The sequence below is a fragment of the Paenibacillus sp. FSL H7-0940 genome (assembly GCF_037979415.1).
Taxonomy (GTDB): domain Bacteria; phylum Bacillota; class Bacilli; order Paenibacillales; family Paenibacillaceae; genus Paenibacillus; species Paenibacillus amylolyticus.
In genome coordinates this window covers 6,275,872-6,291,599 of record NZ_CP150280.1, presented here as the reverse complement: position 1 = coordinate 6,291,599, position 15,728 = coordinate 6,275,872, and the positions used below count along the sequence as shown (strand labels likewise).

General features: G+C 47.6%; 12 protein-coding genes. 5 read left to right on the top strand and 7 right to left on the bottom strand.

Features of this window, described 5'->3' with window-relative positions:
• Nucleotides 1-188: 188 nt before the first annotated feature.
• Nucleotides 189-2,192, bottom strand: a complete 2,004-nt coding sequence (locus MHB71_RS27700; RefSeq protein WP_340028212.1) for a beta-galactosidase — start codon at nucleotides 2,190-2,192, stop codon at nucleotides 189-191.
• Nucleotides 2,193-2,437: 245 nt separating this feature from the next.
• On the opposite strand from MHB71_RS27700, the gene MHB71_RS27695 reads away from it, so the two are divergent.
• Nucleotides 2,438-3,412: an AraC family transcriptional regulator gene (locus tag MHB71_RS27695; protein ID WP_340028211.1), complete on the top strand. Its 975-nt coding sequence runs from the start codon at nucleotides 2,438-2,440 to the stop codon at nucleotides 3,410-3,412.
• On the opposite strand, the gene MHB71_RS27690 is transcribed toward MHB71_RS27695, so the two are convergent.
• Entirely contained in the window at nucleotides 3,382-4,011 is a 630-nt protein-coding gene (locus MHB71_RS27690; protein WP_340028210.1) for a molybdenum cofactor guanylyltransferase, read from the bottom strand. The genes MHB71_RS27695 and MHB71_RS27690 overlap by 31 nt on opposite strands.
• Before the next feature lie 157 nt (nucleotides 4,012-4,168).
• On the opposite strand from MHB71_RS27690, the gene MHB71_RS27685 reads away from it, so the two are divergent.
• Nucleotides 4,169-5,362 carry an MFS transporter gene (locus tag MHB71_RS27685; RefSeq protein WP_036667790.1) on the top strand — a complete coding sequence of 398 codons (1,194 nt, stop codon included), beginning with the start codon at nucleotides 4,169-4,171 and terminating at the stop codon, nucleotides 5,360-5,362.
• A 195-nt stretch (nucleotides 5,363-5,557) separates the two neighbouring features.
• On the opposite strand, the gene MHB71_RS27680 is transcribed toward MHB71_RS27685, so the two are convergent.
• A complete protein-coding gene (locus MHB71_RS27680; RefSeq protein ID WP_340028209.1) occupies nucleotides 5,558-6,115 on the bottom strand; it encodes a stalk domain-containing protein in 558 nt (185 codons plus the stop codon).
• A 258-nt stretch (nucleotides 6,116-6,373) separates the two neighbouring features.
• Nucleotides 6,374-8,107, bottom strand: coding sequence for a glutamine--tRNA ligase/YqeY domain fusion protein (locus MHB71_RS27675; RefSeq protein WP_127548964.1), 1,734 nt, complete (start codon nucleotides 8,105-8,107; stop codon nucleotides 6,374-6,376).
• A 259-nt stretch (nucleotides 8,108-8,366) separates the two neighbouring features.
• Here MHB71_RS27675 and MHB71_RS27670 point away from each other — a divergent pair, with 259 nt between their 5' ends.
• Both MHB71_RS27670 and MHB71_RS27665 read left to right on the top strand, forming a co-directional pair.
• Nucleotides 8,367-8,630, top strand: coding sequence for a DUF2164 domain-containing protein (locus MHB71_RS27670; protein ID WP_076253656.1), 264 nt, complete (start codon nucleotides 8,367-8,369; stop codon nucleotides 8,628-8,630).
• Nucleotides 8,631-8,757: 127 nt separating this feature from the next.
• A complete protein-coding gene (locus MHB71_RS27665; protein WP_036612698.1) occupies nucleotides 8,758-9,306 on the top strand; it encodes a GNAT family protein in 549 nt (182 codons plus the stop codon).
• Between the two features lie 114 nt (nucleotides 9,307-9,420).
• Here the strand turns inward: MHB71_RS27665 and MHB71_RS27660 are convergent, their stop codons facing one another.
• Nucleotides 9,421-10,209 (bottom strand): SDR family oxidoreductase, encoded by a 789-nt coding sequence (locus MHB71_RS27660; RefSeq protein WP_036667794.1) that lies wholly within the window; start codon nucleotides 10,207-10,209, stop codon nucleotides 9,421-9,423.
• A gap of 27 nt (nucleotides 10,210-10,236) precedes the next feature.
• Nucleotides 10,237-10,737: a GNAT family N-acetyltransferase gene (locus MHB71_RS27655; protein WP_340028208.1), complete on the bottom strand. Its 501-nt coding sequence runs from the start codon at nucleotides 10,735-10,737 to the stop codon at nucleotides 10,237-10,239.
• Between the two features lie 266 nt (nucleotides 10,738-11,003).
• On the opposite strand from MHB71_RS27655, the gene MHB71_RS27650 reads away from it, so the two are divergent.
• Nucleotides 11,004-12,203, top strand: a complete 1,200-nt coding sequence (locus tag MHB71_RS27650; RefSeq protein WP_340028207.1) for a methyltransferase domain-containing protein — start codon at nucleotides 11,004-11,006, stop codon at nucleotides 12,201-12,203.
• A gap of 79 nt (nucleotides 12,204-12,282) precedes the next feature.
• On the opposite strand, the gene MHB71_RS27645 is transcribed toward MHB71_RS27650, so the two are convergent.
• Entirely contained in the window at nucleotides 12,283-15,675 is a 3,393-nt protein-coding gene (locus MHB71_RS27645; RefSeq protein ID WP_340028206.1) for a cellobiose phosphorylase, read from the bottom strand.
• Between the last annotated feature and the right edge of the window lie 53 nt (nucleotides 15,676-15,728).

The following is a 15,728-nucleotide window of genomic DNA, read 5'->3' as shown; positions in this document are numbered from 1 at the left end:
CTGTTATCACCGAATTTTTTTGATTCCCTTTTCTAAGGGAAAAATCCAGTGATAAAGGCGAGGTATATGCTTCCGATGCAGCTTTCTTTCAGAAAGCTTTTAGCTCCGCTTCCTCAGGTTTCTTCTGCCCTCTCCGTTAACGTGTACATGTTGAATTCAACTTATATACCTATATTTATTATTTCCTATTATTGTTCGACAATCCGTATGCCCCATGGCTCCAGTTCGATCTTCTCTCCAGCAGCAATCGGGGTTCCTGCCAGAAGTTCAGTCCCTTCTCCATAAGCATTCACGAAAGATGTTGCCTCATCCGCATAATTGAAATAGTAGCGAATCGTGTTCCCCTGATCGTTCACACCTGTCTTCACAATGATAGGAAAAGCCAGCTCCTGATCAGCTCCCCATACGCCCGCTTCCTTCATGACACGTTCCAACACCTTACGGATCACCGCAGAACTGGTATAACATCCGACATAGGTTGCTTTGCCTTTTCCATAGGCATTCTGGGTAATTGCCGCATATTCACCCCAATGTGGATGATCATACCAAGCGAGTACTTCAGCCGTTGTTGGTGTAATCAGTTCCATCCAGGTGTGAACCTGGTTCTGCTCCTCACCAACCTCGAATGGATCATCGCGCAGCGAGACATGTTTCGGCTCTACAAAAAGGTTATAACTGATCCCGCAGGCCTCACTGATCAGGCCGGGCTGGCGGGTAGAGCGTACCTTGATATGCTCATTTGCAAATCCGCTTTTGAACGAGTAGACGATATGTCCACCATCCTGTACGAATTGATTTAATTTTTTCAACAATGCATCCGAAGCAGCATACAGAGCAGGTACAACGAGCACGTCATACTCCGCATAACTCTCAACCGATGGGTCGATGAGGTCACAGCCAATGTTCATTTTATACAATTCATCGTACATCCAGCGCACCACATCATTGTAGTTCTTGTCACTGGTGAAGTTAAAACCAAACCACTTGATGGATGTCAGTGCCTCATTGCTGAACAGCACAGCCACTCGATTCTTTTTCTTCAGATTCACGAGCTGCGGACTAAGCCGGGCGAAATCCCTGCCAATGGTCTTCGCTTCGTTATACACCGGATTCGGTTCGAAGTCATGACTAAGCAATCCTTTCCAGTACGTCTCAAAGGAATTGTGCAACGAATGCCAGTGCCAGTAAGCGACCATGTTCGCCCCTGATGCCAGATGACTGAATGCCTGCAAACGCAGTTGTCCCGGATACGGAACCCAATGCCAGAACGCCTGCGCTTCGGTCTCCAGTACCAGATAGTTCGATTGTTTTGTGGAACGCGCCACATCCCCGCCGAATGAAATTTCAATGCCGGTCAGATCATCCTGGGAAGGATGGTAGATGTCCACACTGGTGATGTCAAAAGGTTTCGATGCGGCAAAATGGTCCACATCCCCTTGAATGCCGTAGGAATATCCACGCCAGTCAAAGTCAAAGTTCTGGGTAACAAACTGTCCTTCCTGTTTGTATTCATTCACGATCCCCACTTGCCAAGCCAAAAAGTTGGTTACCAACTGTCGCTGGAACTTGGCAAATTCAGCACCCAGACTGCCGTTGATCGTTCCTACAACAGACGGGAAGTCCTCCCAGCTATTGATCCGATTGCTCCAGTAGTCGAGGCCAAATTCCTTGTTGAGTTCATCCAGGGAGCTGAACTTGTTCCGCATGTATTTCACGAATTGCAGTTGTACATTATCTCCAGCCGTATTGTAATGCTTCGTCTCGTTATCTGTCTGATAACCGATTACCGCTGGATGTGTGCTTACCCGAGAGATCAGCTTGCGGATGATCCGCTCGGCATAGAATAGATAGGTTGGATGTGTAATGTCCATGATCTGTCTTGCGCCATATTTGCCAGGTCCCTGTGAGGTTGTAGCCAGCACGTCCGGATGTTCCTTGACCATCCACGTAGGAATAGCATAAGTTGGTGTGCCAACGATGACCTGAATCCCCGCCTCATGCATGGCATTGAGCACACGATCCACGGAAGAGAAGTCAAATACACCATTCTGCGGTTCATGGGTACTCCAGGTTGATTCTGCAATGCGGACCACATTAATCCCTGCATCCTTCATCATCTGAATGTCTTTGTCCAATCTTTCGTAAGGCATATATTCATCATAGTAAGCTACGCCATATAATAATTTGTCCATGATTTAATCTCCTTTTTAGGTGGAAAATATAATGATCTTGACGTGTGCAAGAGTTGACATATTCCAATCCATAATGGTAGCGTTTACATTAATGTCGGTTGAAGAACTTGGATTGTTCAGCAACCACTTCAAACGCTGATGTATTCGATGGATTATCCATGCTTGCGTTAAACTGATTATAATGAAGTATACTACGGGTGCCGATTGTATAAGGCAAGTTGTTTTTACCCTTTTCCGAGGTGAATATGATGGATATCCGATCACAGCTCCGAGAAATGCCTCACCATACGCTGGCCCACTGGCTGCCTATTATCGACAGTAACATCAAATTCTATGGTGCGCACAGCCAACAAGTACCCTATGGATGGGCGATGCCGGAGGAATCACATCCGGGCTTTGAGATTATGTTGATCATCGAAGGTACGCAGGAGAGTGTGATTCACGGGTATACCTATACCGTGGAGGAAGGTTCCATTCTTCTCATTCCTCCCGGGTTCAAACATACGAATCAATGTGTATCCACGGAAGGCATGACTTATTTTAGCGCTCACTTTAATGTGGATGATCCAGTCTTCACCCTGAAGCTGATGTCACAGCACAGCCGAATCTACGCAGCAGGTACGGCAGATAATAGGAAGATGCGCGTTGTGCTGGAGAGTTGGATGGGGATGATTAACGTATCTGAGGCCTACACGTCCACTGACAAAATGATCATGCAGGCCCGCATGTTTGAACTGTTCGCTCTGTTGTCCCAAGCCGCTGACAATGAACCGGAGTCCACCACTTCCGTTGCTGCTTCACATGCACCAGCTCCAACAGCCATGCATTATGCGGGAGCTATAGCGGAGGCGATCAAGCAGGCATTCCATGCCCAGCTTCGAACCAAGGAAAGCAGCGTATCCACGGTCAAAGTAGAGCAGATTATATCCTCGTTTGGCATCAGCCCGGGATATGGTCTACAGGTCTTTCGCAAGGTGTACGGGCGGTCGCCCAGGGCTTACCTGTCCAGCTTGAAGTTACAGGAGGCCAAAGTGCTGATCGAACAGCCAGAGCTGTCGCTCGGGGAAATTGCGTGGAAGCTCGGTTACACCCATCTGTCCCATTTCAGCAGACAATTCAAACGTTGGACAGGCCAAAGCCCGCTTCAATATCGCAATCATCATGCAGATGCATCAGGTGATCCTGTATCCTACAGATCGGAATCGAGTCCAGAATCTTGATTACGGATACGCTCGTACTCTTCCGGCGTGTTCATATTACTCAATTGTATCGCTACTTGATGAACGCCCGCTCTTTCAAGCTCTTCCGCTTCGACATAACAGCAACCGATCTCTTCAAGCCATCGCATGACTCGAAGATGATCCTGTATCAGACGCTGCTCCAGATCAGGGAGCACTCGTATGTGGTAAGCCCCTGCAAGAGGGTGGACATGTCCATCCACGCGTGGAACGATAGCAGAATAAGAGTCATGCGACTCGGCCAGCTTTTTTATCCCATCAAAAAAAGACGTTTGCAGGAGCGGCATATCGCAGGCGCAGACTAGATTCCATTCCGTACCGGAAGCCTCCAGTGCCGCGTGAAGACCGGCGAGTGGCCCCTTCCCCGGATAGTGATCCTGAACGCAGTCGTAGCCTACTGCACCGTAGGTTGTCACATTGGGTCCGGCAGCCACGATGATACGGGATACGGCGGGTCTCATGGCCTTTGTGACATGTTGCAGTACAACGGAACCGTTCAGTTCCAACATGGCTTTGTTGGTCCCCATGCGGCTGGATAACCCCCCTGCCAATATGATGCCTGTCCATTCACGCGTGTTCATGTTGTTATCCTCCCTCCTGGTATGTGTTTGACTACATCAATTTCAAAACGTTCGCTATGCATTGAATCCCCTTTCAACAAATGATACATTGAACAATATGCATTTGAAAGGAATGGCTTAATTGGACAGACCTGCACCTTCAAGAGGCAATCCCTCATTGGTTTCTCTGAAACTATATAACTTTTTCATATATGGAGCCATCTCCATCTTCGCCGGATTCCTGCAGTTGTATCTGCAAGAGATTGGTATGACCAAACTGGAGATTGGCAGTCTCATGGCGATTGGACCCTTTGTATCCTTGTTTGCCAACCCGTTCTGGGGTTTCTGGAGCGATAAATCTCGCAACATTCGCATCATTCTGATGATTATGATGGGAGGCACATTTGTGCTCGCCCAGGGTGTATTCTATGCGCCCACATATACATGGATCTATGTAGCCATGATTTTCTTTTATTTTTTTCAAAGTCCATTATTTGCTCAAACGAACAGTCTGATTCTTGGATATATCGATGGTACAACCCAGAAATTTGGATCATTCCGGCTCTGGGGTTCACTCGGTTGGGCGCTGACTGCCGTCGCAGCCGGACCGCTCATTGACCGTTTTGGCATCGGCAGTGTATCCATTATATTTGCGTGCATGATTGCCACCGCCTTTGTATTATCCGTATTTCTACCCAGACAGCCGATTGCTTCGGATACACCGGTGGTTACTTTTCGGCGGTTTGGCAAAGTCATGTTCAATCCGTATTTTATGGCATTTATCGGCCTGGGTGTACTCGTATCGGTGCCTAATGCCATGAATAGTACGTTTATGTCACTATACATAGTAGAGATGGGTGGCGATAAACAGATGGTCGGCTGGGCCATCTTCACCTCATCCATTCTCGAAGTCGGCGTATTCCTGCTGCTCGACCGCTTACTCAAACGCAAAATGAGCATGCTCCTGGCATCTCTCATTCTGATCAGTGTGCTGTTTGCACTTCGCTGGCAACTCATGGCACTGGCTAACAACCCGCTGGAGATTGTATTCATTCAGTTGATGCACTCCATTACGTTTGGTGGGTACTTCTATGTGGGTACGCAACTGACCATGCTGTTCATTCCAAGACCTTACCGTTCCTCCGGTCAAGCGGTCTACACGATGGCCTGGGGAGGTCTCTCCGGCGTGATTGCCGGTCTGTTCGGCGGCTGGTTGTTCCAGAGCTTCGGTGCAGAAATCATGTATAGCATTGGCGTATTCTTCTCGCTCATCGGCGCTGTTGGATTTAGCATCATGTGGTTATCGAATCGACGTAACGGCTATCAGCCAGTTGTATTGACAGAGATGGGTAATATGGATGAGGACAGATAATCTTTTGTTGCAGGGGGATATTTGCACGATTAAAGTTACTACTTGAGCACTCCGATGCCAGAACAACCTTCTGATCGCTGTTATCCCCGGATTTTCTTAATTCCCTTTTCAAAGGGTAAAATCCGGAGATAAAGCGGAGCTGTAGTTCGTTCTATCATAATATGAACACGATGCTAGTTTCTCTATAGATTTTAACTAATCATTAAACTGAACAAACACATGCATATACTTATCTAATCCTGGAAAACCGGTTGTACCTTTGATATCCAAGAAATTCAGTTTCTCTTTCCAGTCCACTCTTTCTTGATCGGAGTCATCAGTCGAGAGTTCAAAAATATATGCTAAGACAAATGCATCCATACTCGAGACCCCGTTTTTCAATTGTACCCACTCTTGAGGGAGCACAACTTGATTGTTACCCGCTGTGATTTCTTTGCCAGAGAAATTAAGAATCAGTTCTTGTCCTTCATTTTTAATCGTGGTGATTTTTTTCTTTCCATCCCATTTAAACGTTGCTCCAGATCGTTTAAAAACATCTTTCACTGGGATATAAATGGATTTATAAGTTGTTTTTGTTGCCTTTCCATCCTTTATGACACTTAGTTCAACTTTTTTTAGTGATGAATTGTACACATTCGCCGCACGTTCCTTAAAAGGTAGATCCATTAGGGATTGGTCCAAAGTAGCAGAGGCAACAGAGCCTACACAGACAGCTAAAGTTAACATCAACAATAAAGAAACAAATCGCTTCATCTTGATTCCTCCTTGAAATTATTGTTCACATTAACTTAAACGCCGAAAGTTGGAAAAATGTTTATTTAAGTATCCCGTTGTATTAATAATTATTTTTTGTGTATCCACGCAGAACCAGGACTTGTATTAGTACAACCTTCTTTATCAATTGCAGGCGCACAAGAAAAAGGCGTCTCCATTGGCTTATTGCCCTGGAGACGCCTTTTTCGTTCATAGATTTAAGTTTACTGCTAACCTATCGTCCTACCTATGTTCACATTACGCCTTCGGCAGTTGGAACGAGCTTTTCAGGGATACGACCCGGTTAAATACCGGACGTCCTGGTTCGGAATGTTTCGGATCTACACTAAAGTAACCGTGACGGAAGAATTGGAATTTATCCTGAGCATTCGCTTCTTTCATCTCTTGTTCCACATACCCATTAACAATCTCAAGGGAGTTCGGGTTCAATTGATCCAGGAACGTTTTCTCCGGTTGCTCTTCCACAACCTCAGCTTCAGCCCCAGCTACTGCCACTTCCACCTCTGCTTCCGGTGCTTCATCCAGGATCAACGGCTCGTACAGACGGAATTCAGCAGGTACCGCTTGAGTCGCTTCTACCCAGTGGATTGTTCCTTTGACTTTACGGCCAGTGAATCCACTGCCGCTCTTTGTCTCCACATCATAGGTACAATGAATCTCGGTTACATTACCTTCTGCATCTTTGATCACATCGTTACATTTGATGAAGTATGCATGTTTCAGACGAACTTCGTTGCCAGGGAACAAACGGAAATATTTGTTCGGCGGATTTTCCATGAAATCGTCTTGTTCGATATAAATCTCACGGGAGAACGGAATTTGGCGATTACCCATCTCTGGGTTCTCCACATTGTTCTCTGCTTCAAGCCATTCCACTTGTCCTTCAGGATAGTTAGTGATGACCACTTTGAGCGGATGCAGCACAGCCATCGTGCGCGGAGCTTTCAGTTTCAAGTCTTCACGTACAAAGTGCTCCAGCGTTTGCAGGTCGATAACTCCATAGTTTTTGGAAATGCCTGTCTCATATACAAAATCACGAATAGCTTCCGGTGTATAACCCCGGCGGCGCAGACCCGAAATCGTTGGCATACGTGGATCATCCCATCCATCCACATGTCCTTCATCTACGAGCAGTTTCAGCTTCCGCTTACTTGTCACCATCTGGGACAGATTCAGCCGACCAAATTCATATTGACGTGGTTGGTTCTCCATCTCACACTCGGCAATAACCCAATCGTAGAATGGACGTTGATCCTCGAACTCCAGGGAACAGAGGGAATGCGTTACACCTTCAATTGCATCTTCGAGCGGGTGAGCAAAGGCGTACATTGGATAGATACACCATTTGTCGCCCGTGTTATGATGATGTGCATGAGAAATCCGGTAAATAACCGGATCGCGCAGGTTGATATTCGGTGCAGACATATCGATCTTGGCACGCAGCACTTTCTCCCCGTTCTTGAATTCACCTGCACGCATACGTGTGAACAGGTCGAGATTCTCTTCCACCGAACGATCACGGTACGGGCTGTTCTTACCCGGCTCCGTCAGCGTTCCGCGCATTTCACGGATTTCGTCGGCGCTTTGGTCGTCGATGTAGGCTTTACCTTTTTTAATCAACAAGACAGCACGGTTGTACATCTCGTCAAAATAATCCGAGGCAAAACGTTTCTCGTTCCACTCGTATCCGAGCCATTTCACGTCTTCCTGAATCGATTGAACGTACTCTACATCTTCCTTGACCGGATTCGTGTCATCAAAGCGCAGATTCGTTTTGCCGCCAAATTCGCCGCCCAGCGTAAAGTTGATCCAGATCGCCTTGGCATGGCCGATATGCAGATAACCGTTCGGTTCCGGAGGAAAACGGGTAATAACTTCCTGGACTTTCCCAGACCGGAGATCTTCGGTAATAATATTTTTGATAAAGTTAGGTGGGGTTGTACGATTGTCCACAGGTATCAAACCTTTCATGAATGGATTGGAGCCTTAGGGAATTGCAGCAATTCCGGCTATAATTCCTTAATAACGAAGTCATTTCCTGAAAAAATCTATTTTCTTGGAAAGTTTCGTACGCGTTTCATTTAAATATACCTTTAACGGGGGAGGAGTTCAATAAAGAACGGCACCAAAGTCAGGATAAGCCGTGCATAAATAGGCCCTAAACCATTTTGACGGGTTGGCTCGAATCATGTAGCATGATAGTAAAAACAAATTAAAGGGAGGGTTTCCCATTCCATCGAACTCGCTTAAACTGACCAAAGAACAGCAGGATGAAGCCATTCGCACCATCCAGTCGTATTTCGAAGAGGAACGTGGCGAAGAACTCGGCGATCTGGCCGCTTGGGGTGTCCTCGACCTGTTCATGACACAGCTCGCTCCCTACATATATAATCAGGCACTCCGTGACGCACGCACAACGGTTAATCAACGCATGGCCTCAATGGAAGAAGACCTGTTTGCACTGGAGCAAAAGTTACCCAAGACTTCCCGTTAATCCACTACAAATACGTGTTCAAAAAATCTGGTTTTCATATTCGATGCTAATAATGCCGCTAGGCATAATTCGTAATCAAAAGTGGACTTTTTTGAACAACACTATACAAAGAAAGAAGGTTGCATTCATGTTTACCTATTCATTGGATGAATATACCGAACTCCGGCCACTGGCCATGGAACATACCAAACCGCTGTTTGAACTGACGGATCGCTCGCGGGATCAACTGAGACATTGGTTGCCGTGGGTGGATCATGTGACAGAAGTGGAACACACCTCGAACTTTATTACCAACGCGTTAAAACAAGGTGCCGAGAATGGCGGATTCACCGCGGGAGTATGGTCAAAAGGGGATCTAGCTGGCGTCATTGGATTCCACGAGATTAACTGGACCAACCGCTCGGTAAGCATCGGATACTGGCTTGGCAAAGGTTTTGAGGGTCAGGGCTTGATGACAAGCGCTTGTCGCGTTCTGGTTGATTATGCTCTGGTGACCCTGGACCTGAATCGCGTCGAGATTCGCTCGGCAACAAATAACAAACGGAGTCGCGCTATCCCTGAAAGACTCGGATTTGTTCTCGAGGGGGTCATTCGTCAGGCAGAGAAACTGCCTAAAGGTTACGTGAACCATGCGGTGTACGGCATGCTTCAGCATGAATGGGAACTCTTGCGCTAATTCGCCTACATAATGAATCGGGAGTGATCTCTCCCAACATAATGGATCAACACGAATACCCTCGATCTCCACGTAATGTGGTGACAGAGGGTATTTTATTTTATTCAATGACTTTTATAGTGCTCGAACCATACCACCATCCACGATCAATGAGGTTCCGGTAATGTACGTATTGGCTCCGGATAACAGGAATACAACCGCTTTGGCAAACTCCTCTGGTTGACCATAACGGCCCAGTGGAATCTCTTTACGGAATTGGTCAGATACCTCTTCCTCACTGATTCCGTTCTGCTCAGCCCGTGCTGCATCCAGCTCACGTATACGGTCTGTTGCAATACGTCCCGGCGCCACCGTGTTGATCAAAATACCGTATGGAGCCAGCTCCTGGGATAACGTCTTCGCCAACCCAAACACGCCGGTACGGAACGTGTTGGACAGCACCAGACCCGGAATGGGCTGTTTCACCGAAGTTGAAGCGATATTGACAATGTGTCCTCCGCTTTCTTTCATATAAGGAAGAGCGCCACGAATCAGCCTTACATAACTGAGCACATTTAATTCAAATGCACGTTCCCAATCTTCATCCGTCAGTGACTCAAATGAACCCGATGGCGGGCCACCCGAATTGTTCACCAGAATATCAATCTGTCCGAACATTTCTGCTGTCTTGTGAATCAGAGCCTCAATATCTTCCTTGCGTGTCACATCGGTTGCACAATATTCCACACGTCCGCCACCACCAAGCGCCAGAAGCTCCTGCTTCACTGCTGCGAGCTTTTCTTCGCTCCGGCTGGCGAGCATGACGTCAGCACCTTCTGCTGCCAATTGAGCGGCTACGGCTTTGCCCAGCCCGCGACTGGAAGCCAGCACCAGTGCTTTTTTACCTTGAAGTCCCATGTCCATCGTTGTTCCTCCTCCTCAGCTATGTTTCTATTTGGTCTGGATAAAATAACCCATAAGAATATCGTCCACATATTTGCCTCCGATATAAAACTCGGAAACCAACCTGCCTTCCGTCACAAATCCACACTGTGTATAAAACGTGATGGCTCCCGGATTGCTGGAAAGTACGCGCAGCCTGAGCTTGCGAACGCCTTGTTGGGCCGCATGCTGCTTAATGGCATCCATCAAAGCTGTGGCAATGCCACAACGCCGATCATGAGGATGAACCGCAATATGAATCTCGTAGACATGACGGTTGACGGGCATACCTGTGGCTGGCTGAAAGCCCACATAACCACATACCCGCTCTCCCTGCACCGCAATCAATTGACTGCCTGGCGGGCAATGCTGCAGATATTGTTGTCTGGAACGCCAATGCATCGGTGCAGGAGAGGTGTATTTGTCCCATACCAGGGCGTCCAACTCCATTAGCTGGGCTGCATCTTTAATCTCGGATGGACGAATCGTAAATGTATGGCTGGTAAGCATAATGATTCAACCTTTCGTGCTATAGTCGACAACGCTGTGCGCTACAACGTCGGGAAAGTTAAGAGAGTTAAGAACGTTGAGAAACTTAGGAATAGGAAGACATTGTTCGTTTACTTCACTATTTAAGTTTTTTGTTCTATATATTGTAGCATAGCCTCAGCTTTGACTAAAATTCCACTCGGTATTGAACCTTTTCGCAAAATAAAATAAACACTTAACCTTGCCGTTACGTCATAGTTTATACTGATTCGATAAGGAGGGGATGCATGATGAATATCAAAGAGGCAGCAAGCAGGCTTGGTATATCGGCGAGAGCCATTCGTTTTTATGAGGAAAAAGGATTAATTCTCCCCGCCAAACAGTCCAGTAACGGTTATCGCACCTATACGGAGAATGATATCTGGCGGCTTCAGACCATTGCTGCACTGCGTGAGATTGGCATGTCCCTACAAGATATTACACATGCGCTCGGAGAGATTGATCAAGGAAACCAGCAGCGGCTGGAAGAATATCTGGAACTGCAACAGGCCGTCATATATGCCCAGTGGATCGAGTTGAAACGTATGATGGATACAACCCAGCGTATGATTGACCTGAATCGTCAGGATGGTCCGTTGGATGTCAGCCATCTACACGATCTCGCGGACAGTGCCCGTCGCCTGCGCGAAGCCCGGCAGAACTGGCATGATCGGTGGAATTATGACACGCAGGCAGCCATCCACGATCAGCGAGTGCAGGCGGAAGGCAGAGTCAGTACTGAACACCCCGATTCAGAGGGCAGGCATCATTCGGCCTACGCCTCACCTATAAGCGATGAGAATGAAGTTGCACATCCACACCAGGATACAGATCATTCCACGCCGGGCGAATCCAAGGATACGGTACAGTCTTCCTTTTATCTGTATCACAACTATGACGAAGCGCTCGAACAGACAGCTCATTGGATCTCTCCCGCCCTTGGTGAGAAAGGACTCGATATTGGTACAGGCACAGGTAATCTGGCTGGGAAACTGCTACAGCACGGCGCAGACATGACTGCAATCGACCAATCCCGGGAGATGCTACGCAGATGTCGTACCAAATATCCTGAGATGCATGTGAAACTTGGTAATTTTCTGGCGTTGCCTTTTACCGATCATTCCTTCGACTTTGTTGTATCCAGCTTTGCTTTCCATCATCTAAGTCCAGATCAGCAACTATTGGCTTTACAGGAGATGCAGCGGGTATTAACCTCGCGTGGACGTATCGGTCTAACGGATCTGATGTTTGTTGATGCGACTCACCGTGATTCCTATATTCGGCAGGCAGAAACCACAGGACACGAGGAACAGCTGCGCGCCTTACGCGAGCGTCACTTCCCTCTGCTGGGTGAGCTATGCAGCTGGCTGGAACAACAGGGCTATGTAACCAAGCATGTGCGGCATAATGAGCTGTTGTACACGTTGCTGGCGGTCCCGCTGCGCTAGTGGATTATGAGCATATGCCAAAAAGGCCATCCCGCCTTGATTAAAGGAGGATGACCTTGGTGTACATCATGCTATGAAATTACATATAGATATCAACAACCGTACGCTCAGTTGCACTGCGTGCTTGTCTGAACTCATCCAGTGAGATGCTTACTCCGCCTTGACGGTAACGGTTCGCTGTACGCTCAGTACGAATGTCTTTGCCATTCACCGCTACACGGCTCACAGCACCTTCGTTCAAGTGATAAATGAACGTCACTGGCTCACCCGCATACTCGAATTCGAATTGCATGCCGTTCAGCTCAGCTGGCAATACCGGGTCAATGACCAGATCGCCGCCCTCTTGACGAATGCCAAGCGCATTGGAGATCAGCTGGTTCATGTAGATTCCAGGGCCGCTGGAGTAGATTCTCCATCCGCCTTTCACTTGTACAGTCCCTTTACGAAGCTGGTCAAAATGCTCCTGTGCCTCGTAACGCGTATTAAACTTACCGTCCGAACTACTGAAGTATGAGTTCGCTTGGCGAATCTCCGCGTTAGGTACAACCTCGCCGATACCAACCGGGTTGATCATCGCGAGACCATTCCACACCTGATCTGTCTTACCCAGCTTCGCCATCGCTTCCACGTAACGGATATGGGCGTGCACATATTGCAAACCAATCTCACGTCCGAAGTTGGACGCTTGCTCTGCACGTTTGAAGTGTGTGCTTACACCACCAGCATATTGAGCTGGACGATTCATCAGACGCACGCCATCCGGGCATAGGAACTGCTCACGGATCAAGGCATAATGCGATTCTGCTTGCTCCGCATTCAGCAATTCACCGATCATGCTGCGCGTCATTGGCAACAGTCGATATTGAATGCCTGTCTCTGTGTCTGTTGGATGAAGCATCAGCTTCGCTTGGTCCGCTTCTTCCATGTATACAAAGCCTGGAATCACATCTGTGCCCAGCATGTAACGGTTAAAGTCCTCACGAATGCCTTGAGCCAGCACATCAAGCTCCTGTGCAAAGTCCGCATCCTTGAATTTCAGCGCTTGCGAGAGCACGTTCACGGACTGATACGTCAATGCCACAGTCCAACTGCTCACCATGTATTGCTTGAGCTGTGCATTGGCTGGTTGGAGCGTATCATCCCAGTCGCCATCTCCGTAGGAAGACAGGAACGTATCGTGCAGGAAGTGCGAACGGATATATTCGATTTCTTTTTTCGCGTGATCCAGTACCGTTGCCGTCTCTTCCGTGAACCCGAAGCTATGCTTGACGGTATAAGGTACTTTCTCATCCAGGATTGCATAGTCGCGAGTCGCTGTCAGGTAGTCCGCCAATACTTTCAACGGCCATACGATGATATCGCCATGGCTCTCTTCCTGTTGAATCGCAAAGTATTTATCAAACATGAACCATTGCGGCCAGTTGCCATCATCTTCGTATTGGTGGGTATAAACCATTTTGATGATATCGCGAACTTGCTCATATTTTTGTGTTGCCATAAAGTACTCCACTGGACCTTGGCACACATCCCGTGTACCCCAAGCCGCACCACCGTATTGCTCCAAACCGTGAGGCACGGAGTAGTGAACCAGCATGTTGTGGGTGTACCACCAAGCCAGCGCATTTACTTTGAACAAATCCTCAGCACTCTGACCTTCTCCACGGGACAAACGGAACCCGTTCATCACACCTGCGAAGAACTCGCGGTATGCCTGCACTTCCTCTTCAAACGTAAGGCTTGAACCTGCTACCACTCCGCTATCCGCTTGACCTTCCAATACTCCTTGTACCTTCAGCGTCCATTCAGCACTCGCTTCCAGACTAAGCGTTACCAGAGATGCGGAACCACTGCGGATACCACTTGCCAGCAACGTTTCGTCTCCTACATTCACAGCTGCGCCATCCACCGACATGCGGTATTGCAGATCTGGGTACGTTCCTGCACTAATCGCTTGTGGATCAGCCTTGAAGATCAAAGTATCGCCGTCCTGCGTCATATGCAGTGGATACTCGTATTCATTCACATTCATCGTAATCTGGTTTGTTACCAGGTAACGGTATGCTGTGCCACTTGTGGAGCGTACGTTCATGCTCACTTCGGTGGTGTGTGCCCCTGTATAGTTCGTTACGATGATCGTATCGGATGCCGTTTTGTAGATCCAACGTACATAGTTGAAGCCAATTTCGAACAGGGAAGGCATCGTCAGCAGACGATATTGTCCGTCCATTTCCACATAGATGCGTTGTCCCGCCGTTTTCGGCACGTTTAATGCATTGCGAGCATTACTGATCATTTTATTAAAATTGGTGTTACCAATAACGAGTTGTGAGTTGAAAATACCGTACATATACGATGTTGTCGTAATAACCTGTGCTCCAAGTTGCACGTTGCCACCACTCATCAGAATGTGACCGTGTGGACGCTCTACGAGCAGTTCTTTTGCTTTCAGAACGATATGCTCATAGCTGCCTGTGAAGAAGGACAACAGTTCCTCACCACTGTGCTCTTCCTGATGACGATCAGGGAACAGATCATGAATCTCATCTTGCGTCAGATCGAGTGTTACCAGTGGTTCACCCAGGAAGGAGGACAGTTTCACCTGTTCCAACGTGTCACCATTTTCCACAGTCAGAGCCTGTACTTCATTCCATGCTGCTGTAACTTCATCTCCGAACTCCAGTGCAGAGATTCCTTCGGCATGATTAGGCTTCGCCAGTCCATAGAAGACCACCTGAGCTTCTCCGTTCAGATTCATCAGTTCAGATTGCAATGCCGTATAGGCAAATTCATACTGATATGTCTCATTTGCCAGCGTTGGGCGATTCAAGCTCTCTGGTTGATTCGTTTCCTTGTACGACAGACCGAAGAATTGGAATCCATCTGTGGAGTAACCGACTGCTTTGGTCAGGGAACCTTGTTGCATATAAGGAAATGCACCGCCCTGAGGCTGGTTTTGACGGGAACACACCACATAACCTTTCGCTTCATCTTCAAACACCGTATGGTCAATGTATTGTGACAGATAAGCTTCATTACTGCGTACCGCACCTGGATCAGCAAGACCAACATCCTGCCCATATACCACGTCTACGTTATGTTGTTGTCCTGTTAGTTTCACATCCCAGAACCATACACCTTGCGGTGTAGCCGTAAATACGACCTGATAGCCAATGCCTTTTTCGCTACCTTCCAGCTGGACTGTGCCCTCCCAGATCAACTGGTTGCTGGATTGTGCCTTGCTTGTAATCACCTTGCTGTTCGAATGTACACCGAGCAACGGGAACGAGCTGATATTCTCTCCCTCATGTACACGCAGGTACAGGTTGTTCAATGATCCATCAATCTGGTTGCTGAGCAACTGGTTCAACATCGTTGTACCGGATGTAGCCTGATACAGGTCGCCACTGTTCAAAAAGGTAAAGGATAACTCTCCGGCACTCAACCGGATCGGTTCATTAATCATCGTTGTCATAAGGTTCACTCCTTGAATTAGTTAAAATCGAAACGTTTCGATAAATCTGAAAA

Coding starts and splice junctions, on each gene's coding strand:
- MHB71_RS27700 (WP_340028212.1), bottom strand. CDS start 2,192: ATGGACAAATTATTATATGGCGTAGCTTACTATGATGAATATATGCCT.
- MHB71_RS27695 (WP_340028211.1), top strand. CDS start 2,438: ATGATGGATATCCGATCACAGCTCCGAGAAATGCCTCACCATACGCTG.
- MHB71_RS27690 (WP_340028210.1), bottom strand. CDS start 4,011: ATGAACACGCGTGAATGGACAGGCATCATATTGGCAGGGGGGTTATCC.
- MHB71_RS27680 (WP_340028209.1), bottom strand. CDS start 6,115: ATGAAGCGATTTGTTTCTTTATTGTTGATGTTAACTTTAGCTGTCTGT.
- MHB71_RS27675 (WP_127548964.1), bottom strand. CDS start 8,107: ATGAAAGGTTTGATACCTGTGGACAATCGTACAACCCCACCTAACTTT.
- MHB71_RS27665 (WP_036612698.1), top strand. CDS start 8,758: ATGTTTACCTATTCATTGGATGAATATACCGAACTCCGGCCACTGGCC.
- MHB71_RS27660 (WP_036667794.1), bottom strand. CDS start 10,209: ATGGACATGGGACTTCAAGGTAAAAAAGCACTGGTGCTGGCTTCCAGT.
- MHB71_RS27655 (WP_340028208.1), bottom strand. CDS start 10,737: ATGCTTACCAGCCATACATTTACGATTCGTCCATCCGAGATTAAAGAT.
- MHB71_RS27650 (WP_340028207.1), top strand. CDS start 11,004: ATGATGAATATCAAAGAGGCAGCAAGCAGGCTTGGTATATCGGCGAGA.
- MHB71_RS27645 (WP_340028206.1), bottom strand. CDS start 15,675: ATGACAACGATGATTAATGAACCGATCCGGTTGAGTGCCGGAGAGTTA.